General features: G+C 28.9%; 21 protein-coding genes. 9 read left to right on the plus strand and 12 right to left on the minus strand.

Annotated features, from left to right (window positions below; translation table 11 throughout):
* Nucleotides 1-43 precede the first annotated feature (43 nt).
* The 3 genes from rlmN to AEBR_RS00910 all read left to right on the plus strand — a co-directional run bounded on the left by rlmN (nucleotide 44) and on the right by AEBR_RS00910 (nucleotide 2,941).
* Nucleotides 44-1,111 (plus strand): dual-specificity RNA methyltransferase RlmN, encoded by a 1,068-nt coding sequence (rlmN, locus tag AEBR_RS00900; RefSeq protein WP_420370929.1) that lies wholly within the window; start codon nucleotides 44-46, stop codon nucleotides 1,109-1,111.
* A gap of 87 nt (nucleotides 1,112-1,198) precedes the next feature.
* The gene (gltX, locus tag AEBR_RS00905) at nucleotides 1,199-2,611 is read left to right on the plus strand and encodes a glutamate--tRNA ligase (protein ID WP_129086057.1); all 1,413 of its coding nucleotides are present in this window, start codon (nucleotides 1,199-1,201) and stop codon (nucleotides 2,609-2,611) included.
* A gap of 63 nt (nucleotides 2,612-2,674) precedes the next feature.
* Nucleotides 2,675-2,941, plus strand: coding sequence for an RNA recognition motif domain-containing protein (locus tag AEBR_RS00910; protein WP_129086058.1), 267 nt, complete (start codon nucleotides 2,675-2,677; stop codon nucleotides 2,939-2,941).
* A 219-nt stretch (nucleotides 2,942-3,160) separates the two neighbouring features.
* On the opposite strand, the gene AEBR_RS00915 is transcribed toward AEBR_RS00910, so the two are convergent.
* The 5 genes from AEBR_RS00915 to AEBR_RS00935 form a co-directional block, all read right to left on the minus strand.
* Complete coding sequence (locus AEBR_RS00915; protein ID WP_129086059.1) at nucleotides 3,161-6,265, minus strand: efflux RND transporter permease subunit; 3,105 nt, start codon at nucleotides 6,263-6,265, stop codon at nucleotides 3,161-3,163.
* Nucleotides 6,266-6,274: 9 nt separating this feature from the next.
* Complete coding sequence (locus tag AEBR_RS00920) at nucleotides 6,275-7,276, minus strand: efflux RND transporter periplasmic adaptor subunit (RefSeq protein WP_228712120.1); 1,002 nt, start codon at nucleotides 7,274-7,276, stop codon at nucleotides 6,275-6,277.
* Nucleotides 7,273-8,475: a TolC family protein gene (locus AEBR_RS00925; protein ID WP_129086060.1), complete on the minus strand. Its 1,203-nt coding sequence runs from the start codon at nucleotides 8,473-8,475 to the stop codon at nucleotides 7,273-7,275. Before AEBR_RS00925 ends, AEBR_RS00920 begins: the two co-directional genes overlap by 4 nt.
* Nucleotides 8,475-8,858, minus strand: a complete 384-nt coding sequence (locus tag AEBR_RS00930) for a FixH family protein (protein ID WP_129086061.1) — start codon at nucleotides 8,856-8,858, stop codon at nucleotides 8,475-8,477. Before AEBR_RS00930 ends, AEBR_RS00925 begins: the two co-directional genes overlap by 1 nt.
* A 61-nt stretch (nucleotides 8,859-8,919) precedes the next feature.
* Nucleotides 8,920-9,993 carry a sensor histidine kinase gene (locus tag AEBR_RS00935; RefSeq protein WP_129086062.1) on the minus strand — a complete coding sequence of 358 codons (1,074 nt, stop codon included), beginning with the start codon at nucleotides 9,991-9,993 and terminating at the stop codon, nucleotides 8,920-8,922.
* 158 nt (nucleotides 9,994-10,151) lie between these two features.
* Here AEBR_RS00935 and AEBR_RS00940 point away from each other — a divergent pair, with 158 nt between their 5' ends.
* Nucleotides 10,152-10,811 carry a response regulator transcription factor gene (locus tag AEBR_RS00940; RefSeq protein WP_129086063.1) on the plus strand — a complete coding sequence of 220 codons (660 nt, stop codon included), beginning with the start codon at nucleotides 10,152-10,154 and terminating at the stop codon, nucleotides 10,809-10,811.
* Here the strand turns inward: AEBR_RS00940 and AEBR_RS00945 are convergent.
* Both AEBR_RS00945 and AEBR_RS00950 read right to left on the minus strand, forming a co-directional pair.
* Entirely contained in the window at nucleotides 10,801-11,853 is a 1,053-nt protein-coding gene (locus AEBR_RS00945; RefSeq protein ID WP_172658831.1) for a sensor histidine kinase, read from the minus strand. The two genes, AEBR_RS00940 and AEBR_RS00945, sit on opposite strands and share 11 nt — an antisense overlap.
* An 85-nt stretch (nucleotides 11,854-11,938) precedes the next feature.
* Nucleotides 11,939-12,598 carry a response regulator transcription factor gene (locus AEBR_RS00950; RefSeq protein ID WP_129086065.1) on the minus strand — a complete coding sequence of 220 codons (660 nt, stop codon included), beginning with the start codon at nucleotides 12,596-12,598 and terminating at the stop codon, nucleotides 11,939-11,941.
* A gap of 118 nt (nucleotides 12,599-12,716) precedes the next feature.
* On the opposite strand from AEBR_RS00950, the gene AEBR_RS00955 reads away from it, so the two are divergent.
* The 4 genes from AEBR_RS00955 to AEBR_RS00970 are packed head-to-tail and all read left to right on the plus strand — an operon-like array spanning nucleotide 12,717 to nucleotide 15,149.
* Nucleotides 12,717-13,289 (plus strand): YceI family protein, encoded by a 573-nt coding sequence (locus AEBR_RS00955; protein WP_129086240.1) that lies wholly within the window; start codon nucleotides 12,717-12,719, stop codon nucleotides 13,287-13,289.
* 36 nt (nucleotides 13,290-13,325) lie between these two features.
* Nucleotides 13,326-13,634, plus strand: a complete 309-nt coding sequence (locus AEBR_RS00960; RefSeq protein WP_128980645.1) for an HvfA family oxazolone/thioamide-modified RiPP metallophore — start codon at nucleotides 13,326-13,328, stop codon at nucleotides 13,632-13,634.
* Between the two features lie 14 nt (nucleotides 13,635-13,648).
* Nucleotides 13,649-14,470, plus strand: a complete 822-nt coding sequence (locus AEBR_RS00965; protein ID WP_129086066.1) for an MbnB/TglH/ChrH family RiPP precursor modification enzyme — start codon at nucleotides 13,649-13,651, stop codon at nucleotides 14,468-14,470.
* A complete protein-coding gene (locus tag AEBR_RS00970; protein WP_129086067.1) occupies nucleotides 14,463-15,149 on the plus strand; it encodes an HvfC family peptide modification chaperone in 687 nt (228 codons plus the stop codon). The genes AEBR_RS00965 and AEBR_RS00970 overlap by 8 nt, the downstream gene beginning before the upstream one ends.
* Here AEBR_RS00970 and AEBR_RS00975 read toward each other — a convergent pair.
* From AEBR_RS00975 to rlmB, 5 genes are all read right to left on the minus strand, one after another.
* A complete protein-coding gene (locus AEBR_RS00975) occupies nucleotides 15,142-16,497 on the minus strand; it encodes an MATE family efflux transporter (RefSeq protein WP_228712122.1) in 1,356 nt (451 codons plus the stop codon). The genes AEBR_RS00970 and AEBR_RS00975 overlap by 8 nt on opposite strands.
* Nucleotides 16,498-16,564: 67 nt before the next feature.
* A complete protein-coding gene (locus AEBR_RS00980) occupies nucleotides 16,565-17,824 on the minus strand; it encodes a homoserine dehydrogenase (protein ID WP_129086068.1) in 1,260 nt (419 codons plus the stop codon).
* 8 nt (nucleotides 17,825-17,832) lie between these two features.
* Nucleotides 17,833-19,044, minus strand: coding sequence for an LL-diaminopimelate aminotransferase (locus tag AEBR_RS00985; RefSeq protein ID WP_129086069.1), 1,212 nt, complete (start codon nucleotides 19,042-19,044; stop codon nucleotides 17,833-17,835).
* A gap of 6 nt (nucleotides 19,045-19,050) precedes the next feature.
* Nucleotides 19,051-19,869, minus strand: coding sequence for a hypothetical protein (locus AEBR_RS00990; RefSeq protein WP_129086070.1), 819 nt, complete (start codon nucleotides 19,867-19,869; stop codon nucleotides 19,051-19,053).
* A 9-nt stretch (nucleotides 19,870-19,878) separates the two neighbouring features.
* Nucleotides 19,879-20,562 (minus strand): 23S rRNA (guanosine(2251)-2'-O)-methyltransferase RlmB, encoded by a 684-nt coding sequence (gene rlmB / locus AEBR_RS00995; protein WP_129086071.1) that lies wholly within the window; start codon nucleotides 20,560-20,562, stop codon nucleotides 19,879-19,881.
* A gap of 140 nt (nucleotides 20,563-20,702) precedes the next feature.
* Here rlmB and AEBR_RS15530 point away from each other — a divergent pair, with 140 nt between their 5' ends.
* Nucleotides 20,703-22,667, plus strand: a complete 1,965-nt coding sequence (locus tag AEBR_RS15530) for a methyl-accepting chemotaxis protein (RefSeq protein WP_129086072.1) — start codon at nucleotides 20,703-20,705, stop codon at nucleotides 22,665-22,667.
* The last annotated feature ends 5 nt before the right edge of the window (nucleotides 22,668-22,672 follow it).

The raw sequence follows: 22,672 nt of genomic DNA on the forward strand, positions 1-22,672 counted from the left end.
AAATTGTTGATAGAATTAAATTAAAAAGATAGAAAGGAAAAGATTGAATTCAATTTATGACTATACTTTAGATGAATTAAAATCAGAATTAAAACCAAGTTTTAGAGCAAAACAGGTTTATAATTGGCTATACAAAAAATATGTAAATTCTTATGATGAAATGAAAAATATTCCTAAGGATTTAATTGAAATACTAAAAAAAGATTATCCTATTGAAATATTAGAGATAGTAAAAAAAGAGCAAAGCCTTGATGGAAGTATAAAATATCTTTTTAGATTAAGGGATGGGCATACAGTTGAAGCTGTACTTCTTCTTATGAAAAAGAGAGTTGAAAATGAAGATGGGAATGTTGAACAAAGTGAAAAATATACTGTTTGTATTTCAACTCAAGTTGGATGTAAAGTAGGGTGCAGTTTTTGTCTTACTGCAAAGGGTGGTTTTGTTAGAAATTTGACTGTTGGTGAAATTGTAAATCAAATTGTGCAAATAAAAAGAGATAATGATATTGCAGAAAACAAATCACTTAATATTGTATATATGGGAATGGGTGAACCCCTTGACAATTATGATAATTTTGTTCACTCAGTCAAAGTCTTTTCAGAGCTTGATGGTTTAGCAATAAGTAGAAGAAGACAAACAGTTTCAACTTCTGGATTATCAACAAAAATAGAAAAACTTGGAAATGAAGATTTAGGGATTCAACTTGCAATTTCACTTCATGCTGTTGATGATGAATTAAGAAGTGAATTAATTCCAATGAATAAAGCATACAATATTAAATCTATAATTGATGCAGTTAAAAAATTTCCTGTTGACACTAGAAAAAAAGTTATGTTTGAATATTTGGTTATAAAAGATAAAAATGATGATATTGATTCTGCAAAAAAACTTTTGAAACTCTTGGATGGAATAAAGGCAAAAGTAAATTTAATATATTTTAATCCTTATCCTGGTACCTCATATCAAAGACCACAAAGGGATGATATGATAAAATTCCAAGAATATTTAATAACTAAAGGGCTATTGTGTACAATTAGGGAATCAAAAGGACTTGATATCTCTGCTGCATGCGGTCAGCTTAAGGAGAAGGAAGCTAATGGAAGCTCTTGATTATGCGATGTTAATTTTTATTGTGACGGTGGCAACATTTGCTGCAGTTGGATTTTTTATAAATAATAGAAAGAAATGAGGAAGATTATGGTAGTAACAAGATTTGCTCCAAGCCCAACAGGATATTTACATATAGGTGGTTTGAGAACTGCTTTATATAATTATTTATGGGCAAGACATTCAAAAGGTCAATTTAGATTAAGAATTGAAGATACAGATACACAAAGAAACAATGAAGGTGCTATGAAAGCAATTCTTGAAGCTTTTGAATGGGTTGGACTAACTTATGATGGTGAAGTTGAATATCAATCAAAAAGATTAGATATTTATAAAAAATATATCAAACAACTTGTTGATGAAGGTAAGGCATATAATTGTTATATGAGTAAAGAGGAATTAGATTCTTTAAGAGAGACTCAAATGGCAAATAAACAAACTCCAAGATATGATGAAACATGGAGACCAGAAGAGGGTAAAACTTTGCCTCCTATTCCTGAAGGAGTTGAACCTGTTGTTAGAATTAAAACTCCAAAAGAGGGAACAGTTACATTTTTTGATGGTGTCAGATCAATGATGAATGTTGACTGTTCGGAGATAGATGATTTTGTAATCGCTAGAAGTAATGGGATGCCAACATATAATTTTGTAGTAACAGTTGATGATGCTTTAATGGGTATGACACATGTAATTAGAGGGGATGATCACTTAACAAATACTTCAAAACAAATATTAATTTATGAAGCATTAGGTTTTGCTGTACCAAAATTTTACCATGTTCCAATGATAAATAATCCTCAAGGGAAAAAATTATCTAAAAGGGATGGTGCGCTTGATGTTATGGATTATAAAAGAAAAGGTTTCCTTCCTGAAGCTCTTTTAAACTTTTTGGTAAGACTTGGATGGTCAAATAAAGATCAAGAGATTTTTTCTATGGAAGAGATGTTAGAGCTTTTTGATCCTTCAAATATAAATAAGTCTGCATCATCATATAATGAAGAGAAATTATTGTGGTTAAATGCTCACTATATTAAAAATGTTTCAAATGAAAGATTGGCAAAAGAATTGGAATTTTTTGATTGTTTTATCAGTGGACATGATAAAAAAGAGATATTATTAGATTTATGTAAAGAGAGAGCGCAAACTCTAATTGAATTAAAAGAATCTATAAATAAAATTTTAGAAAGACCAACTTCATATGAAGAAAAAGGTGTTAAAAAATTTATAAAAGAGGATACTAGTAAAACTTTAGAATTATATTTTAGTGTTCTAGAAGAGGTAAAGGATTCTCTACATTTAGCGTGTGATTATGAAGTTGTAACAAAACCATTTTTTGAAAAATATGAATTAAAATTTCCTCAACTTTTCCAACCAATTAGGTTAGCTTTAACAGGTGGAACACAAGCTCCATCAGTATATGACATAATGGTAATATTAGGTTTTGATGAGGCAAAAAAGAGAATTTTTGCAGCAATTGAGAAAAATTTTAACAAAGAGGCATAAAAAAGCTTGATTATTATTTATTAACTGGGCATAATATCGATACTTAACGAAAGGAAAAAAAGTATGAATATTTATGTCGGGAATTTGTCTTATAGAGTAGACGATGAGGGATTGAAAAGCCTATTTGAAAAATATGGTGAAGTAAAAAGTGCGAAAGTAATTACAGATAGAGAAACTGGAAGATCAAAAGGTTTTGGTTTTGTTGAAATGATGACTGACGTTGGTGGAGGTCAAGCAATTGAAGAACTAAACGGTAGTGAATATGAAGGAAGATCTCTTAGAGTAAATGAAGCAAAACCGAAAGAATCAAAACCAAGAAGACAATTCTAAAAACTAATATTTTAATTGATAACTTACAAATTCTCTTTTTCAAGGAGAAGTATAATGAAACTTGTAAAAGGAGAAAAATTGTAGGTTGTCGGTTTTAGTCGTTAGGGTATAAAACACAAGTTTCATTATATTCTATAGTTTAGCTGTAAGAGAATTATATAGTTTTACTGTGTAGTAAACGTGTGCTTTTAGAAAATCTCACAAAAATTTGCAAGATTTTCAATTTTTAACAATATCCCCTTTTTTTACAAGCGCTAAAATATAAAAAACTGATGGAATAATAATAAGCGTCAATATTGCTGACGATGCCATTCCTCCAATCATAGGTGCAGCAATTCTTTGCATAACCTCACTACCAACTCCATCTATATACATTATAGGAATAAGTCCACCTAATATTGCAAAAAGCGTCATAAGTTTTGGTCTTAATCTTAAAACAGCACCTTTATAAATTGCCTGCGCAATTGTATCTTTATCAAAAACTTTCTTATCTCTTTTCAACTCACTCATTGCTTCATGTAGATATACAATCATTACAATAGAGGTTTCAGATGCAACGCCAAGTAGTGCTAAAAATCCTACAATAACCGCAATAGAGATATTAAAGCCTAAATAATCTAAATAGAACAATCCTCCTGAAAATGCAAAAGGAAGAGTAAAAAATATTATTGTTGTATAGGTAATATTTTTTAGTGCAAAATAGATAAGTATAAATATAATTATAAAAGTTAAAGGGATAATATAAGCCAATCTGCTCATTGCAGATTCTAAATATTCACTTTGTCCTGACCATTCATAATAAAAACCCTCAGGTAGTTTCAACTTATTTAAAAGTGTTTGTGCTCTATCTTTATAGGCTTTTACAGATATTTCACTTTTAGGAGTAATATAAATAAAGTTTACATTTAAAGCTTTCTCTGATTTTATAACAGATGGACCCTCTTCATAATAAATCTTTACAAACATCTCTAAAGGTTGGAATCCCAATTTTGTTTTTACTTGAAGATTTTTTAATGTAGTTATATCTTCCCTTTGTGCAATATTAAATCTAAGTGAAATAGGATATCTCTCTAAGCCATCAAAAAAAGTTGAAATTTTGCTACCTGCAACACCAAGAGAGACTGTTGATAAAACATCATTTTTTGTAATTCCATATTGCGCAATCATATTTTCATCTACATCAATATTTAAATAGTATCCAGAGTTTATTTTATCAGTTGAAACTGATAATGTTTGGTCAAATTTTCTTAATATTTGTTCAATTTTTCCTGCTGTCTCTTCTAATTTTTGATGGTCATTTCCAAAAAGTTTTATACCAAGGGGAGTTCTAATCCCTGTTAAAAGCATATCAATTCTACCTCTAATAGGATATGTCCAAGAGTTGATAAGCCCTCCCACTTGAAGTTTTTCATCCATCTCTTGCATAAGCTTTTTATAGGTCATTCCTTCTCTCCATTGAGATTCGGGTTTAAGAGTAATGATTGTTTCTATCATAGCTAATGGAGCAGGGTCTGTTGCACTATCAGCTCGACCAGCTTTACCAAATACAGTTTGTACTTCTGGAAAAGATTTCAAAATTCTATCTGTTTTTTGGGTCAACTCTTTTGCCAAATCAATCCCAATTCCATAAGGAGTAACAGGCATATACATAAAAGTTTGTTCATTCATCATTGGCATAAATTCCCAGTTTAATTTTTTGTAAGCTGGATAAATAGCAATAATTGTAATAACAAATATACCAACAACCATATATCTAAACTTTAGTGAAAGTTTTAAAAGTGGAGAGTATAATGAGATAAAAAATCTATTTAGATAGTTTTTTTTCTCATCTAAAATTTTACCTTTTATGAAAAATGTCATTAAAATAGGAACAAGGGTGATTGATAAAAGTGCCCCTGAAATCATGGCAAAAGATTTTGTAAAAGCCAAAGGAGAGAAGAGTCTTCCCTCTTGTCCACTTAAAGCAAAAATTGGTAAAAATGAGACAACTACAAGGATAAGAGCAAAAAAGATAGGACGACCAACTTGTTTTGCTGAATTTATAATTATCTCTTTTCTTTTTGCATTTGATAAATCATCTTTTCCTTGAAGATGTTTATGGGCGTTTTCTACCATTACAATGGTGGCATCAACCATTGCTCCAATTGCAATTGCAATTCCCCCAAGACTCATAATATTTGAGCCCAAATCAAAAGCCTTCATAAGTAAAAATGTAAATAGAACTGTAACAGGCAGTGTTATAATGATAATCAAAGCACTTCTAAAATGAAATAGAAAAATAGCTGTAACAATCATAACAATTATAGATTCATCTAATAATGTATGTTTTAAAGTATCAATAGCTTTATCTATAAGCGAAGTTCTATCATATGTTTCAACAACTTCAACATCATCAACTTTCAAAGTTTTTAGTTTCTCTTTAACCCTTTTTATAACATCATAAGGATTCTCACCATATCTTACAACAATAATTCCACCAACAGTTTCACCTTCACCATCTAAATCAACCATTCCTCTTCTATTTGATGAGGTAATATTAACTTGGGCAATATCTTTTATAGTAACAGGAATAGAATTATTCGTTTTTACTGTAATATTTTCAATATCTTTTACACTTTTTAAGAATCCTTTTGCTTGAATCATATGTTCAAAACCATTCTCTAAAATAATTCTTCCACCTTTTTCATCATTATTATTTGCAATAGCTTTTTTAACATCATTAATACTTAAGTCATATTGCACAAGTCTATCTTGATTTAGAGTAATCTCATAGTTTTTGATATATCCACCTACAGAAGCAACTTCACTTACTCCATCAACACCTAAAAGTGCAAATTTATAGTAGTAGTCTTGAAGAGTTCGCAACTCATCCAAAGATTTAGTTTTTGATTTTAAAGCATATTCATAAGCCCAACCAACACCTGTTGCATCAGGTCCAATTGCTACATCAACACCTGTTGGAAAACTTCCTTGAAGTTGAGATAATTGCTCTAATATTCTATTTCTTGAGTCATATAAATCAGTACCATCTTTAAAGATTATATATATAAGAGCATTTTGAAAAGAACTCATTGCTCTTACTGTTTTAATATTTGGAAGACTCATTAGATTTGAGATAAGTGGGTATGACACTTGATCTTCTATTGTTTTTGGACTTTGTCCTGGCCACTTAACTTGAACAATCACTTGTGGTGGAGACAAGTCAGGAAGTGCATCAAGAGAGCTGTGTTTAACAGACCAATATGAAGCGATAATTAAAACAAGGGTAGAAATAAGTATAAAAAATCTATTTCTAATGCTAAAAGAGATAATTGATTCAACCATTTTTATTTCCTACCAATCACCATTATCTAAAGTATAAAGTCCATTTGTTATTGCATCTGAATCAAGAAGGAATAAAGCATTATCTATTACCTCTTCTCCTTCATTTAAGCCACTTAAAATCTCATATTTATTCGAGGAAATTCTTTTAGCTTCAACCTCAATTGGTTCATACTCTTTTTGTGAAAGATATTTAAAGACATACTTTTTATCACCTTTAAGTAGCACTGCAGTTTTTGGAAGTGTTAACATCTCTTTTTGATTCTCTTGAATAAAAACTTTTCCAAACATATTTGGATAATATTTTAGTTCTTTGTTTTCAAGAACAAATCTTACATCAACAGATTTTGTTTGAGAGTTTACCAAAGGGTAAATTTTATCAACTTTTACACTTAGTGATTCATTTACTCCATCTAAAGAGATTTTTGCTTTCATTCCATCTTTTACAAAAGATAGATCATTTTGGTAAATTGAGGCAATAAACCAAATTTTATCTAATGATGCCAATTGTAAAAGAAGATTTCCTTTTTTTACATAACTTCCATCATTTATCTGTTTTTTTAATACAATTGCATTTGTTGGAGCAAAAACATCTATCTGTTTTAAAACTCTATTTGAATTTTTTATTTTATCTATAACTTTTGAATCAACTTCAAGTGAGTTTAGTTTTTCTAAATTTGAAGAGAGTAAATCTTTGTTAAATTTTTTTGCAAGTTGTATCTCTTGTTGAAGAGACAAAATTTCATCAGAGTAGATAGAAAAAAGTTTTTCTCCTTTTTTTATATCTTTGTACTGTTCATTTGCATATAGTTTTGTAATATAACCGTCAAATCTGCTTACAATATCATAAATTTTTGACTCGTCAAAAGCAGTACGTCCATAAAAGCTTTTTAAGGTACCTATTTGTTCTTTTTGTACTTTTGTAAGCTTTTTATTGAACAACTGCTCAACTTGCAGAATTTCAGCATTTAATATTGTAACTCCCATTATTAGGGATATTATTAGAGCTCTCACTTCTCAATCCTTGTAAAATAGTATGATTTAGCCAATGAAGTAAAATATTTATCCTTTTCATCAATAGCTTTTAGTTTATATTTGATTATTTCATTTTGATTTTTTATCAATGTATTTGTATCAATTTTTTTATTGTTTGAGTAACTATTGTTACTCTCCAAAATTTTTTGTAATGACTCATATTTTGGAAGAATAGATTTTTCTATTATATTATATGTAGTAATTGAGTCATCAATAGATTTTTGTAAAACCTCAATTTGATTTTTAAATTTGAACTTTAAATCCTCAAGTTGATTTTGAGCTTGAGCTGATTTAAATTTTGCTTTTGTAACTTCAATATTCTCTTTTCCATATATTGGAAGTGGAAATGCTAATGAAAAGTTTAGATAGTCTTCATATTTGTCATCCCTTTGGAAATAACTTAAATTCACTTTAATATCAGAAATTTTTTTTGCATTTTCAAGTTTTGATTGAGTTGTGAATTTTTTAGTTTGTGTATCAAAAGATAAAATCTTTGGATGTGAAGAGATATCTTTTTCAAGTTTAATATTTTTTAAATTTGTATCTATCTCAAATGTGTCAAACTTTTTATAAGTAAGTTCTTCTAGTTTTAAATAGCTTGTATCCAAAAATGTTTTTAATTGTTGTGCTTTTAAATTTAATTCTTCATATAAAATTTGTGTAGTTATTATCTGCTCTTGTGAAGCCTTAGAGTATTTATAAAAATTTTTTAATAGATTTTCAATATCTTTAACATTTGATTTAAACTCTTCATATAAAAACAATCTCTCTTCTAAGAGTTTGATTTTATAGATATATTCATAGATATTTGATTTAAGTTCAAGTCTTTTTTCATCTAACTGATATTTAGAGATTGAGTAATCATCTTTTGCAATCTTTTCTTTTAATTCTAGTTTTCCATTTGTTGGAAAAGCTTGAGTTATACCAATAAATTGAGCTTGCATAGGCTCTTTGTCCCTAGCACTTATATCATTTAGTTGTAAATCATTTGCTCCAATAGTCAAAATGGGATTTTCCCATTTTGTTGCAAGAGATATCTGCTGTTTTGAAATCTCTATAGAGTTTTCTAAAGCTTTTAAACTATAGTTATTCTCTAATGTTTGATTTACAACTTCATCTACAGTAGCTGCCTTTAATAATAGAGGCAATAAAATAAGTGGCAGATATCTCTTTTTCATTATAGGTTTACACTTGATCTAATTTTATGTACTTTTTCATCTGCTGTTTTAAATAGAAGATGATATTGCCATGTCCCACCCATAGATAGATTAACTGAAAATGTATATTTTCCATCAACAAGCTCAGCTTTTCTCTCATGTTCCATATATGGCATTCCTGGCATTTCTGGCATAAAAAACTTAGCTTTTACTTTTGCATCACTTACTACTTTGCCATCTTTTATTAGAGTTACTATAAAAGTGTTCTTCCCTACAACAAGAGATTTTGCAGATTGAAGTTGAACTTCATATCCATCTGTAGTTCCTTTTAGGTCAATAGGTTCTGCATTTAATAAAATACATGAGAAAATTAAAATTGAAACGATTTTTAAAAGTTGTTTCATAGATTGCTCCTTCTTTGATTTATGAAAGTTTATTTTTCTAATATGGAAGGAGTGTGGAAATCTAAAACTTTAAAGTGAAAGTAGTTCCTTGATTTATTTGAGAAGTTACATCAATTTTGATTGAGTATTTATTACAAATATTTTTAACAATATTAAGACCAATACCAAAACCTCCACTTAAATTTGTGGCTCTAAAATATCTGCTAAAAATATCTTTTAATTTTTCTTGTTCTATTCCTATTCCTGTATCTGAAATAGTTAAGGTATTATTGATTAGTTCAATTTTTATAGACCCTTTTTGTTTGTTATATTTTATTGCATTTGAGAGAAGATTGTTAAATAGTCTAATAAAATCATTTTCATCAATTGTAAAAAAAGAGTCTTCAACTTTTGTAGTTATAATAACTTTTTTCTTTTCTGCTAATGCTTCAAAGTACTCAATTTGTGAGTTAATTAACTCTTTTAAATTATACAGTTTTGCTTTGGTTTCATTTGGTCTATCTTCTAGAAAAATATAGGTTAAATCTTTATAAACTTCTGAGATTTTTTGGGCAGCAAGTTTTACTCTTTTTATCTGTTTTTCTGTCAAGTGACTATCTTCTGTTGACATTAAAATGGCACTAATTGGAGTATTTAGCTCATGGGTTGTATCTTTTATAAAGTTGTTTAGTCTCTCTCTTTCATCTTTTATAGGGTTTAAAAATAGTTTTGCAAGAAAAAATCCAATAATGGAGATAATAAAATATATGATAAAAAAGAATATAATTATCTCTATTTTTAGATTTTGAACCCTTTTAAAATAGAGATTCTCTTTAATGGCAATATAGTAGATATTTAGATGTCCATAGGTTGATTTGTCAACTAATATAAAGTTCTTGTCTTTTAGAATAATATCTTTTGAAAAATCTATGTTATCTTCCAAATTGCCTAAAAACATCTTTTTATCTTTACCATAAAAAGAGATTTTATATGTGTCACTTTTTAAAAATTGAGATAAATCTAAATCTGAACTACTCATATGTGCATAGATGATTTGAGCAGAGATATTTGATACAACATTTTGCATTTTTGTTTTTGCTAAATCAAAATAGAGTTTTTTCTCTTTTTGATAATAAAGAACGGCAACAAGTAACATAAGAAGTAAAGAACCTCCTAAATAGAGGCTAAAAAATCTAATAAAAGTACTCTTTTCACTTTGAGTTAAATCTATAATAACATCCTTTTTTTTTGAAAAATTATATCATAAATATCTTTTTCCATAAAATATACACAAGATTTTACTATACTACTTTTATGAAAATTTTACTTTTAGAAGATGATACTCTATTAAATGAGATAATAGAGGAGTTTTTAGAAAAACTTGAATATACAATTGTTACAACTTTTGATGGACAAGAGGCTTTGGAAACTATCTATGAACAGAAGTTTGACTTACTTATTCTTGATGTAAATGTACCTAGTTTAAATGGCTTTGATCTCTTAAAAGAGTTAAAAGCAAACTCTATTGATATTCCAACAATCTATATAACCTCTTTACACACTTCAAAAGATATGGAAGATGGATTTAAAGCTGGAGCTGATGATTATATTAAAAAACCTTTTCATTTAAGTGAGCTGAATCTAAGAATAAATAATATCAAAAGATTGAGACAAATAGAAGCCAGTGGAATAGTAAAATTAAATGACAAAATCTCTTATGATAATGATAAAAAAGTGGTGCTTATTGACTCAAATGAGATTCAACTATCAAAAACAGAATCAAGGGTATTTGAGTATCTAATCAAAAACAGAAACAAAGCAATTTCAATAGAAGAGATCGCTTTAAACAATTGGGTTTATGATGAAGCTCCAACCGATACAACCATAAGAACATATATAAAAAATATAAGAAAGATATTAGGCAAAGATAGTATCTCTACAACAAAAGGAATAGGATATAAACTCAATCTTTAAATTTTAGTTTAAAGGTTGTTCCCACATTCTCTTGGGATTGAACATCTATTTTAATATCATAAGTTGTACATATATGATAAACAATATTTAAACCAATACCAAAACCACCTTGCTCTTTTGTTGCTCTGTAGTATCTGTTAAAAATATCTTTCAATCTATCTTTTTTTATTCCAATACCACTATCTTCTATCGTAAGCTCTTTTTCTTTAAGAGTTATATTAATAAAGCCTTCAATTTTATTATATTTTATTGCGTTAGAGATAAGGTTATTAAAAAGTCTTACAAAATTTTCCCTATCCATTTTAATAACAGTTGCTTCTAAATTACAGTTTATAGCAAGCCTCTTTTTTTGGGCGAAAGAGTCAAAATTATCTAATTGTTCTTTTATTATCTCATCAATTTTTAACTCTTTTATAACTGTTTTACTATTACTATCTTGCAAAAAGAGATAGACTAAATCTTTATATATCTCAGAGATTCTTTTTGCACTTAAATTTATCCTTTGCATGTTTTTTTCAGTTAGTTGAGCATCTTTACCTGTACTCATTAAAATAGCTGTAATAGGAGTATTTAATTCGTGAGTTGTATCTTTGATAAAATTGTTTAACTTTTTTCTCTCATTTATAATTGGACTTATAAACATACTTGCTAGATAATAACCAATAACAGCAATTGCACAATAGATTACAAAGAAAGAGAAAATAAGTCTTTCCAATAAAGTTGTGATTTTTTCATGATAGATATTCTCTCTAATTACAATATGATAAACTCCTAAATGCCCTCTTGGTGTGTTATCAACCAAAACATAACTATCATCTATTTTTTGAAGTCTTTGTGAGAGATCAATACTCTCTCTAATATTTCCTATTAGTTTTCTGTGCTCTTTATCATATAAGGCATAATCATATTTAATAAAATTCGCCATTTTTGCGGTGTTTATTGATAGACCTGCCATATGGGCATAAATTATTGTTGAAGAGACTTTTGAGGCAACATTTTGCATATTTGAGGTAATCAAATCATACTGAAGTCTTGACTCCATTTTATAAAAAAGCAAAAATATTATTGATAATAGTATAAAGGAAGAACCTAGATACATTCCAAGGAATTTACGGAAGGTTATTCTCTCACTTCTTGTTAAATCTATAACCAACTCCTTTAATAGTCTCTATATACTCTTCTCCCAATATTTTTCTAATATTTTTGATATAAGTTCTAATTGTTGATGAGGTTGGAGCATCTTCATAGTTCCAAATATTAGAGCTTAATTCCTCTTGTGAGATACATCTATTTGTATTTTTTAGAAGATATTTAAGAATTTGAGCCTCTTTTAATGGAAGTTTACTTTTAATAGAGTTATTATCCACATAGTTTAGTTTTGTATTAAATCTAATATTCTCATCTATAATTAAATCTTCATCATCTAAGTGCAGAAGCCTTTTGATATTATTTATTCTAAGCTCTAACTCTTTAAGCTCAAAAGGTTTTTTCAAGTAGTCATCGGCTCCTGCTTTAAATCCCTCTTCAACATCATCAACTGAATCAAGAGAGGTTATAAAAATAGCAGGGGTAGTAATACTATTTTCTCGCAAGCTTTTAAGAAATTCAAAACCAGTCATATTTGGTACATTGACATCTAAAATCAATAAATCAAAATGCTCTTCATAGATTAGTTCACAAGCTTTCATCCCATCAAATACACAAGTAACTTCATATTCTAGCCCTTGCAAAAACTCTTCAATAATCTCATTTAAAATTAAATCATCTTCTAATAACAATATTTTCATAGGCAAAGTATAACATATATTAAAAAAAATAATCCCCACAGATTCTACACAAAGGCTTAACATATTTTTATTAAAATGAAAATACAAATTGACAAAGAAGGAGTATAAGATGAGATTTTTGAGTAAAGTTCTGTTTACAAGTTTAGTAGGAGTAAGTCTAGCATATGCGACACCATATAGTTTAGATGGAGCACATAGTGAAGTTGGATTTTCGGTAAAACATATGATGATTTCAAATGTTAAGGGTGAATTTACCTCATATGATGCAAAGATTGATTTTGATGCTGCAAAAAAAAGTTTTAATACTTTAGAAGCTGTAATTAAAGTTGAATCAATAGATACTGGAATAGAAAAAAGAGATAATCACCTAAGAAGTGAAGATTTTTTCTATGCAAAAGAGTTTCCTTTAATCACTTTTAAAATGAAATCTTATAAAGCAGATGGCGATGAGGGTGTTGCAATTGGGGATTTGACAATTAGAGGTGTAACAAAAGAGATTAAACTTGATGTTGAAGATATAGCAACAGTAAAAGATTTCAAAGGAAATGAGAGAGTAGGGTTTACTATTAAAGGTAAAATAAATAGAATGGATTATGGATTAAAATGGAATCAGGCTCTTGAATTAGGTGGAGTTGCCGTTAGTGAAGATGTAAAATTAGTTATTGAAGTTGAGGCAGTTGAAAGCAAATAGAAACTAAAATAACAACTTTAGAAAAAGGATAGGTGCATGAAAAATCAAAAAATCAAGTTAGCAGGAGTTCTTTTAGGAGCTGCACTAACAAGTACAGGAGCATTTGCTGCTAGTGGTTCTTGTGGCGCTGGAAAGTGTGGAAGTGAACCTAAAAAAGTAGAAACTAAAGGTTCTTGTGGTGCTGGAAAATGCGGTTCTGAAAAAAAAGATCAAACATCAACAAACACAAATGAGATGTCAGGAAACGCGGGTAAAAAAACAAATATGGCTTGTGGTGCTGGGAAATGTGGTGCTAATATGAACAAAAAAGTTGAAGGTTCTTGTGGCGCTGGAAAATGCGGGTGAAATGGCGAAGATAGATGATAAATTTAAAAGGGTGTGGTTTAGGTCTTAGAAGTAATTTTTTACTTGAGGTGTCAAAAAGTGAGTTTCAACCTGATTGGTGGGAAGTTACACCTGAAAACTGGATGCATATGCCAAAAATTTATGAGAAAGCATTTGAAGAAGCAGTTTTTTCAAGGCCAACTGTAGCCCATGGTTTATCTTTATCTATAGGTTCTATTGAGAAACTCAATAAAAAGTTTGTAAAACAGATGAAAGAGTTTCTTGATAGATACAATATTGAATTTTATTCTGAACATCTCTCTTTCTCATCTTTAGATGGACGACAATCTTACGAACTGCTTCCAATTCCTATGACAAAAAAGATGGTAAATTTAGTTAGTGATAAAGTAAAAGAGGTTGAGGATATAATTCAAAGAAAACTTATTTTAGAGAATGCCACCTACTATTATGTACCTTATGCAGAGATGGCTGAGGTAGATTTTATAAATGAAGTTATGGAAAAATCTAAAGCAAAAATGCTTTTAGATGTAAATAATGTATTTGTAAATTCAGTTAATCACACTTTTAAAGCAAAAAAATTTATAGATAATTTAGACAAAAGTGTAATTGCATATATGCATATTGCAGGACACTATTTTGACAAAGACTCAAATATTAGAATTGATTCACACGGAATGCCTATATGTTCAGGAGTTTGGAAACTTTTGGAACATACATTAAAACAAATTGATGCTCCTGTTATGATTGAAAGAGATAATAATATTCCTCCATTAAATGAACTAGAAATAGAGTATAAAAATATGCAAAGTATTGTAAAAAGAGTTAGAGATGCCTAAATTGGAAAAAGAGATCCAAAAAAGATTTTTTGATAATTTAATAAATCAAAGTGAAGATTTTGAAAACTCTGCAATTGAAGTCTATCAAAAACTTGTTTTTCAAAGATATTATGAGGTAATAAAAAATAGCTTTCCTCTTTTTATGAAAGAGATTGAGAAAGAAGATTTAGACAAAAGCATAAAAGCTTTTATGAAAGATACGCCAAATACACCTTTTATGTGGAAAGTTCCAAAATATTACAAAAACTTTGTAAAAAAAAGTGCTCTCTTTGATGATAAAAAGTATCTTTATGAATTGCTCTATTTTGATTGGACTGAAATAGAGATTTATATGAAAGAGTATAAAAGTAAAAAGTTGGGAAGTTTCTCTTTTAATGAAAGTTTTAAACTCTCAAAAAGTGCTAGAGTAAAAAGATTTAAATATGATATTGTAAATAAAAATTACAAAGAAAAAAGAGAAAACTTTTTAGTAATCTATTATGATTTTCAAACCAATGAAGTAATCTACAGAGAGATAAATCAACTAATATATCTACTTTTAAAAGAGAGTAAAAAGAGTAAAACTTTTAAAGAGATTTTACAAAAGCTTTGTAAAGCAAATGATATAGTATATAAAGAGGCAGAAAACCTCTTATTTAAGCCCCTAGAGGAGCTTTTTGAAAAAAGAGTCTTTATCTAAAAATTTGCTCTTTTTTTAATAGATTTTGAGTATAGATAAAGGCAAAAATAGCAGCAGAATATATCATAACTAAAACACCAACCCAAAGATAGATATAATCTAAATTAAAAACTTTTACAATCAAATAAGCTATAAAAAATTTTGCAATGATTTGTCTATACAAAGCTATATATAAAATCATTTTTGGCTTTTTAATCCCTTGCAGTGTAGAAACACAGATAAAAAGAATTACATAAGCATAAAAAATCCAAACTTCAACTAATAGATAATTCAAACCATAAGTGATTACCTCTAAATCATCATCAAATTGCATAATGATTAGTTTTCCAAAAATATATAAAAAAACTATCCCAAAAGTTGAGATTATAAAACCATATTTTAAAGCTTTGTTTAGAGTCTCTTGTACCCTTTCATATTTTTTAGCACCATAATTATTTGATACAAGAGTTAATACAGCCGAACTAAGCCCAAGAGCTGGCAAAAGCATAAGTTGTTCAACTCTAAAACCAACTCCATATCCTGCTACAGCTTTTACTCCATATAAAGATACAAAATAGATTAGAATAATTGATCCAATAGACATAATAAGCATATTCATGCTTGATGGAATTCCTTGTATTATCATATCTTTATAGATTTTTTTATGTGGTAAAAAGTATTTTAGATTTTCAAAATGGATTAATTTAGTTTGTAAAACTTTGTATAAAAGATAGATCCCATTTAAAATTTGAATTAAAACTGTTGCAAAAGCAAGTCCAGAGATGCCCATTGCTGGAATGAATAAAAAACCATATACAAAAAGTGGATTAAAGACTAAATTTGCAAAAAATCCAAAGATTAAAGTATTTCTATAGGATTTTGTATCTCCTCTGGAGATTAAAATTGCATTTAAAGCAAAATTTGTCATAAAAAATATTGTTCCAGCTAGTATTACATTTATATAATCAAGGGATAGTTGTAAATAATCATTTGAAGCCCCTAGAAGCTTTAAAAGAGATGGGGAGATGATAAATCCTACCAAAGTCATTAAAAGAGCTAATAACTGCATAAAAAAGATTCCCTTATGGGCATACAATGAAGCTAAAAACCTTTTGTCACTTCCTGTTGCATTTCCTATTAAAGCAGTAATTGCAGAAGAGAATCCATATCCTAGACCAATTACAGTAAAAAATATCATAAATGAGAGCGACAAAGCTGATATAGCTTGTGTAGAGATAAGTCCTGCATAAAAAGTATCTACAACATTTGTTAGGGTATTAAAAATCATTCCCATACTAGCAGGGATTGCTATTTGTTTTAAAAGGGTTGGGATATCATCATTTATAAGGTATTTAGTATTATTCTTCACGGAAGTTCCAATTATATAGTTGTGAAATAATAGCTAGAAAAGATTTTAGAAAAATAAGAATTGAAGATTAATCTTCAATTCTTATCATTGCAGTTTTGCCTGTAACAACACCTGCCTCTTCAATAGTTTTAAGTGCTTCAATTACATCTTTTTCAGTAGATGTATGTGTTGAAAGTAGAATATGTGCACAAGTTCTATTTAATGGTTTTTGAATCATTTTCTCAATAGAGATGTTTTTAGATCCTAAAATAGTTGCAATTTTTGCTAAAACTCCTGCTTTATCCTCAACTCTTAGTCTTAGGTAATATTTTGTTCTAATATTCTCTTTTGGCATTAGTTTTAAATTTTTACCATGAGGAGTCTCAAAACCTAACATTGGTGCACCTTTACCACGTCTTGCAATATCTATGATATTTGCAATTACAGCAGAGGCTGTTGCATCACCACCAGCACCTGCTCCATAATACATAGTTTCACCAACTTTGTCTCCAATAACAGAGACTCCGTTCATAACTCCATCAACTTTTGAAATCATTTCATGATTTGGAATAAGTGAAGGATGAACTCTAAGCTCAATCTCATTATCAACTTTTTTAGCAATAGTTAGAAGTTTGATTGAGTAGTTAAACTCTTTTGCAAAATCAATATCTTCTGAAGAGATATTTTGAATACCTTCAATTAGAATATCTTCAGGTTTCACGTCTATCCCATAAGCAATTGAACCAAGAATAAGAAGTTTATGTGCAGCATCAAATCCACCAACATCAAATGTTGGATCAGCTTCTGCATAACCTAGTTCTTGAGCCTCTTTTAAGATAGTGTCGTAATCTATACCTTCATTTATCATTTTTGTAAGCATATAGTTACAAGTTCCATTCATAATACCTCTAATTGATAAGATATTATTTGCTGTTAATCCATCCCTTAGGGCATTTATAATTGGAATACCACCTGCAACTGAAGCTTCATATTCAAAAGGTGTATCTCCAGCTAAATCTTGAAGCTCATATCTGTGATAAGCAAGAAGTGCTTTATTTGCTGTTACAACAGCTTTTCCATTTGCCAAAGCCTTTTTGATTATTTCATAAGGTCTTTCAATTCCACCCATAAGCTCAACAATCACATCAATTGAGTCATCATTTAAAACTTTTTCAAGGTCATCTGTTAATTCAATTGTTACATCTCTTTTTTTATTAAGATTATTAACAACGCCAATAGCAGGTTCAATCTCACAACCAGCTCTTGCAGTGATAATATCTTTGTTATCTCTTAAGATATTCGCAACGCTAGCTCCAACAGTACCTACTCCTATGATTCCTACTTTCATAAATTATCCTATAAACTATTTAAATATTTTTTTATGTTTTTTCCAGCTTGTCTAATTCTTTTTTCATTTTCAATTAGTGCAATTCTCACATACTCATCACCATAATGACCAAATCCAATACCTGGACTTACAGCAACTTTAGCTTCAACAAGTAGTTGTTTTGAGAACTCCATACTTCCAAGATGTCTAGCTTTTTCTGGGATTTTTGCCCAGATAAACATTGAAGCATGAGGTACTTTCATATCCCAACCAGCCTCTTTGAAAACTTCAACCATTAAATCTCTTCTTTTTCTATATTTTTCAATATGTTCTTCAACACACTCTTGAGGACCATCAAGGGCAACAGTAGCTGCAACTTGAATTGGTGTAAACATACCATAGTCAAGCCAAGATTTGATTCTTTTTAAAGCACCAACAAGTTTTTCATTACCTACAATAAAACCAACTCTCCATCCTGCCATATTATATGATTTTGATAGAGTAAATGACTCAACTGCAACATCAAGTGCACCTTTAGCCTGGAAAATTGATGGTGTTTTATATCCATCAAAAGTGATATCTGCATAAGCAATATCTGAGATTATGTAAAATCTCTCTTTTTTAGCCAAATCAACCAATCTTTGATAAAAATCTGGTGTTACAGTTGCACAAGATGGGTTGTGTGGAAAGTTAACTAAAACATATTTTACTTTTGGAATAGACTCTTTTAATGTTTTGTTTAATCTCTCAAAAAATAGGTCTTCATCAACTCTAAAATTTTCTTCATCAAATGGTAACTCAAAGTTATGAATTGCACCACCAGCTAACATAAATGCATAAGAGTGGATTGGATATGTTGGATCTGGAACAATAGCAACATCACCTACATTTACAATTGCTTGAACTAAGTGAACATATCCCTCTTTGCTTCCCATTGTTGCAACTGCGTGTTTATTTGGATCTAAATAATCAACTCCATATTTTCTTTTATACCAGTTACAAATTGCAAGTCTTAATTTGTAAATACCTGCACTAGCACTATAGCCATGATTTTTAGGCTTGTGTGCTGCTTCAATTAATTTATCTGTTATATGTTGTGGAGCTGGTCCATCAGGATTTCCCATTGAGAAATCTATAATATCCTCACCGGCTCTTCTTGCTTCCATTTTAATAGCGTTAACTTCTGCAAACACATAGTTTGGAAGTCTTTTCATTCTTTCAAATTCAATCTCTGGAAACATCTTTTTTTACTCCTTAATTATTACACTTAAACCACGCGAGATATTAGCAAGCGTGTATAAATCATCTATTTTTATATAAGTTGTTCCTTCAGGAATTTCTAACTGAAGTGAACTCTTTTTATTGTTCTCTTTTATGATATTTAATATGCTTAAATGTTTATCATAAAAAACCACTTGAGGAAACCATTGATTACTCCATTTTGAAATAATTTTTATACTCTTTGCATTTGAAACTTTTATAAAATACGGAGTTAATGGCTTTCTAAAATCTACTCTTTCATTATTTGTAATAACTTGCGTATCAGATAGAGTAGAGTATGATGTATCAATAACATACATCCATTTTATATACCCCTCTTGCTTGATATCTATAAGTTGACAACTATTTTTAGCCAACTCTTTTGATAACATAAGAGGGTCAATGGCGGCCTCTGTTTTAAGGCTAATAGTCCAAGTTAAAGTTTTATATTCATCATAAAATAGATTTTTTGTAAAATAGTGATAATATCCTAAAGTTGTCAATGAATCAGAGATAATTTTCATAGATTTAACAGGATCATCAGAGATTTTAAATGTTATAAAAACCTCTTGTGGTGAGTTTAATCCCACTTTTAAAAGTCCATTCTCTTTTAATTTTTCCATTACGGCAATATAGTTTACTTTATCATTTATATAAAAATTATTTGCATTTTTAAATAGAAACTCTATTAGTCCTTTGTTTTCGTTAAACTCACTACTACCAATAAGACTCTCTATTTTATTATCTAAAACAGAGGCATTTAAAATAATCGAAAATATGAAAATTAGACTTAGTTTTTTAATCATTGTACACTCTTAGTTTTTTAAATTATAAATTAAAATTCCACCTGCAACAGAGACATTTAGAGAGTCAAAATCATTTGACATCTTAATAGAGACTTTTTCATCAAGTTTTTTAATCATTTTACTTGAAAGTCCTTCCCCTTCACTTCCTAAAACAAGTGCAATTTTTTCTTTTTTTTGTTCAAACTTTTTTAAATCTTTTCCATCCATTGCTGCACCAAAAAGTTTAAAACCATACTGTTTTAACTCATTTGCAACATCCAGTGAATTTGGATTATGGCAAAATGGAATATCAAAAAGAGCTCCACTACTTGTTCTTGCAATCCCCTCATAATTTAGCTGTTTTACACTGCTTGCTACAATTGCATCAACACCAAGTGAATAGGCAGTTCTGCAAATTGCACCTATATTACCAACATCGGTAATTCCATCTAAAACAACAATAAAGTCTGAGTCTTTTAACTCTTTTAATGTAGATACTCCAAACTCTCTTAATCTTAAAAAAAATCCTTGGTGATTTCCACCTTTTGCTAATCCTTGTGCTTTTTTGTTGTCAAGTTTAATAACCTTTTTGTTTAAACTTGTAAATTTTTTAAAAAGTTTAGGATCTATCTCTTTTGAAAAAAGTACTTCTTCAATAAGTTCTGGATGTTTCTCAAGTACGTAGAGCACTACTTGTTTTCCATATATAATCATGGGCTAAATTTTATCTAAAAATTGTTGATACTTCACTTTTAAATTGGAACAAAGTATAAACTACTTTAAAAAGATACTATATTGATATATTTATTTGGTAAAATAAAAGTATTATTAATAGTTATAGTTAAGGAGACTCTATGCAATATATTAAAATAGTAAATAGTGTTGAATCAAAAATTGATAGCTCTTTAATTGAGAAATTATATTTTGATAATAGTGCACCTGCTTTCGTCTTAGGATATTTATCTCCACATATAAATTTTCATGCAATATCAGAAAAAATAAAATCTTTATTCCCAGATAGCACGAGAGTTATTTTAATTACAACAGCAGGAGAACTCTGTACTTTTAATATAGATCAAAAAAGGGATATGCTTTACAATGATGCAAGTTCAAAATGGGAAAATGTAGTACTTCAATCTTTCTCATCGGAGATTATTCAAAGTATTGAAGTATTGACTATTCCTCTTTTTAGCGAAGATTTAAATTCTACTTATATGAGTCATGCCCAAAGAGTAGAAAAAATAGCTCAAGAATTAAAAAAAATTAGTATAGATACAAAAATCAATTATGAAGATACTTTTGCTTTGACTTTAGTTGAAGGTTTATCAAATAGTGAGAGTTTTTTTACTGAAGCTGTGTATAAAAGTGGAAAACTTCCATGTCTTATTGTTGGAGGGTCTGCTGGTGGGAAATTAGATTTTAAAGAGACCTATATTTTTAATAATAACGATGCAGTAAGACATAAAGCAGTAGTTTGTTTAATTAAATTAAAAAGAGGGATAAAATATGGAGTTTTCAAATCACAAAGTTGTGAAGAGACTAATGCTGCATATTTGATTGCAGAAGCAAATGTACTAAAAAGAACAGTAACTAGTGTACTTAATAAATCAACAAATGAGATAGTGAATTTTTTAGATGTTCTTTGTCAACAGTTAAAATGCTCTTTAGTAGAGCTTCCTGAAGTTTTAAAAAACTATACCTTTGCTATTAAATTAGGAAATGATATATATATAAGATCCGTTGCAAATGTAGATATAGAGAATAAAAATATTGTATTTTTCTGTGATATCTCTTTTGGGGATATATTATATTTATTAAAAAATAAGGATTTTGTTGAACAGACTCAAAATGATTATAAAAAGTTTTCTTCTACTAAGCATGTAGAACCTTTGGGAGCTATATTTAATGACTGCATATTAAGAAGATTGCTTAATCAAACTCATTTAAATTCATTAAAAGTGTTTAACGACTTTCCTGTTGCAGGATTTTCAACTTTTGGTGAGCTATTGGGAGTAAATATAAATCAAACATTAACAGCAATATTTTTTTATAAAATTGAAAATGAGGAAAATTTTTCAGATGAGTTTGTGGATGGTTTTGTTCAAAAATATGCCCAATACTCTTCATATTATGAGAAAAAAGAGATATATCAGCTAAAATTGATAGCAAAAGTTAGAACAGCAGTAATTGGAACTTTAAGGGAAGCTTTTCCTCTAATTCAAGATATGATTCATATTATTAATGATGTTTATGGCAATACCCAAAAAAGTAATGTAATTATAGATGAGTTAAATAAAAAGTTTGAAGCTTTTACCAACGAAGTTAGTCATAATGTGGAGACTAATAATAATCTTGTTGAGAATATGCAAAAACTTACAAATAATACAGATGAAATAAAAAAGGTACTTGCATCAATCTCTGATATAGCAATTCAAACAAATCTTTTAGCATTAAATGCAGCAATTGAAGCTTCAAGGGCAGGAGAGTATGGAAAAGGGTTTAAAGTTGTTGCAGATGAGGTTAAAAAACTTGCAAAAAGAACACAAGATGGATTGAAATTAAGTAATGATTCAGTAGTTCTAACAGTAAACTCTGTAAAGAATACAGCAAAAATGATAGATACTAATACCGTTTCATTAAAATCAATTTCAGACAACACAAAAATTATTAGTGGTTCTTTTGAAGATATAAAACAAAGTACTATAGAAACAAACTCTTTTATATCAAATAAAAAAGACAAATTTGAGATGCTCTCTGAGAGTATACAAAGAATGGATAAAATTCAAAAAAGTTTAGAGAGATTAGAGAGATTTATGTAGAGATT

It is taken from the genome of Halarcobacter ebronensis, assembly GCF_013201825.1.
GTDB lineage: Bacteria > Campylobacterota > Campylobacteria > Campylobacterales > Arcobacteraceae > Halarcobacter > Halarcobacter ebronensis.

Bases quoted from the DNA above. Each gene is read 5' to 3' on its own strand.
- AEBR_RS00980 (WP_129086068.1), bottom strand. From the start codon at position 17,824: ATGAAAGTAGGAATCATAGGAGTAGGTACTGTTGGAGCTAGCGTTGCG.
- AEBR_RS00940 (WP_129086063.1), top strand. From the start codon at position 10,152: ATGAAAATTTTACTTTTAGAAGATGATACTCTATTAAATGAGATAATA.
- AEBR_RS00970 (WP_129086067.1), top strand. From the start codon at position 14,463: ATGCCTAAATTGGAAAAAGAGATCCAAAAAAGATTTTTTGATAATTTA.
- AEBR_RS00990 (WP_129086070.1), bottom strand. From the start codon at position 19,869: ATGATTAAAAAACTAAGTCTAATTTTCATATTTTCGATTATTTTAAAT.
- AEBR_RS00935 (WP_129086062.1), bottom strand. From the start codon at position 9,993: ATGTTACTTGTTGCCGTTCTTTATTATCAAAAAGAGAAAAAACTCTAT.
- AEBR_RS00960 (WP_128980645.1), top strand. From the start codon at position 13,326: ATGAAAAATCAAAAAATCAAGTTAGCAGGAGTTCTTTTAGGAGCTGCA.
- AEBR_RS00985 (WP_129086069.1), bottom strand. From the start codon at position 19,044: ATGTTTCCAGAGATTGAATTTGAAAGAATGAAAAGACTTCCAAACTAT.
- AEBR_RS00945 (WP_172658831.1), bottom strand. From the start codon at position 11,853: ATGGAGTCAAGACTTCAGTATGATTTGATTACCTCAAATATGCAAAAT.
- AEBR_RS00925 (WP_129086060.1), bottom strand. From the start codon at position 8,475: ATGAAAAAGAGATATCTGCCACTTATTTTATTGCCTCTATTATTAAAG.
- gltX (WP_129086057.1), top strand. From the start codon at position 1,199: ATGGTAGTAACAAGATTTGCTCCAAGCCCAACAGGATATTTACATATA.
- AEBR_RS00910 (WP_129086058.1), top strand. From the start codon at position 2,675: ATGAATATTTATGTCGGGAATTTGTCTTATAGAGTAGACGATGAGGGA.
- AEBR_RS00930 (WP_129086061.1), bottom strand. From the start codon at position 8,858: ATGAAACAACTTTTAAAAATCGTTTCAATTTTAATTTTCTCATGTATT.
- AEBR_RS00950 (WP_129086065.1), bottom strand. From the start codon at position 12,598: ATGAAAATATTGTTATTAGAAGATGATTTAATTTTAAATGAGATTATT.
- AEBR_RS15530 (WP_129086072.1), top strand. From the start codon at position 20,703: ATGCAATATATTAAAATAGTAAATAGTGTTGAATCAAAAATTGATAGC.
- AEBR_RS00915 (WP_129086059.1), bottom strand. From the start codon at position 6,265: ATGGTTGAATCAATTATCTCTTTTAGCATTAGAAATAGATTTTTTATA.
- AEBR_RS00965 (WP_129086066.1), top strand. From the start codon at position 13,649: ATGATAAATTTAAAAGGGTGTGGTTTAGGTCTTAGAAGTAATTTTTTA.
- rlmB (WP_129086071.1), bottom strand. From the start codon at position 20,562: ATGATTATATATGGAAAACAAGTAGTGCTCTACGTACTTGAGAAACAT.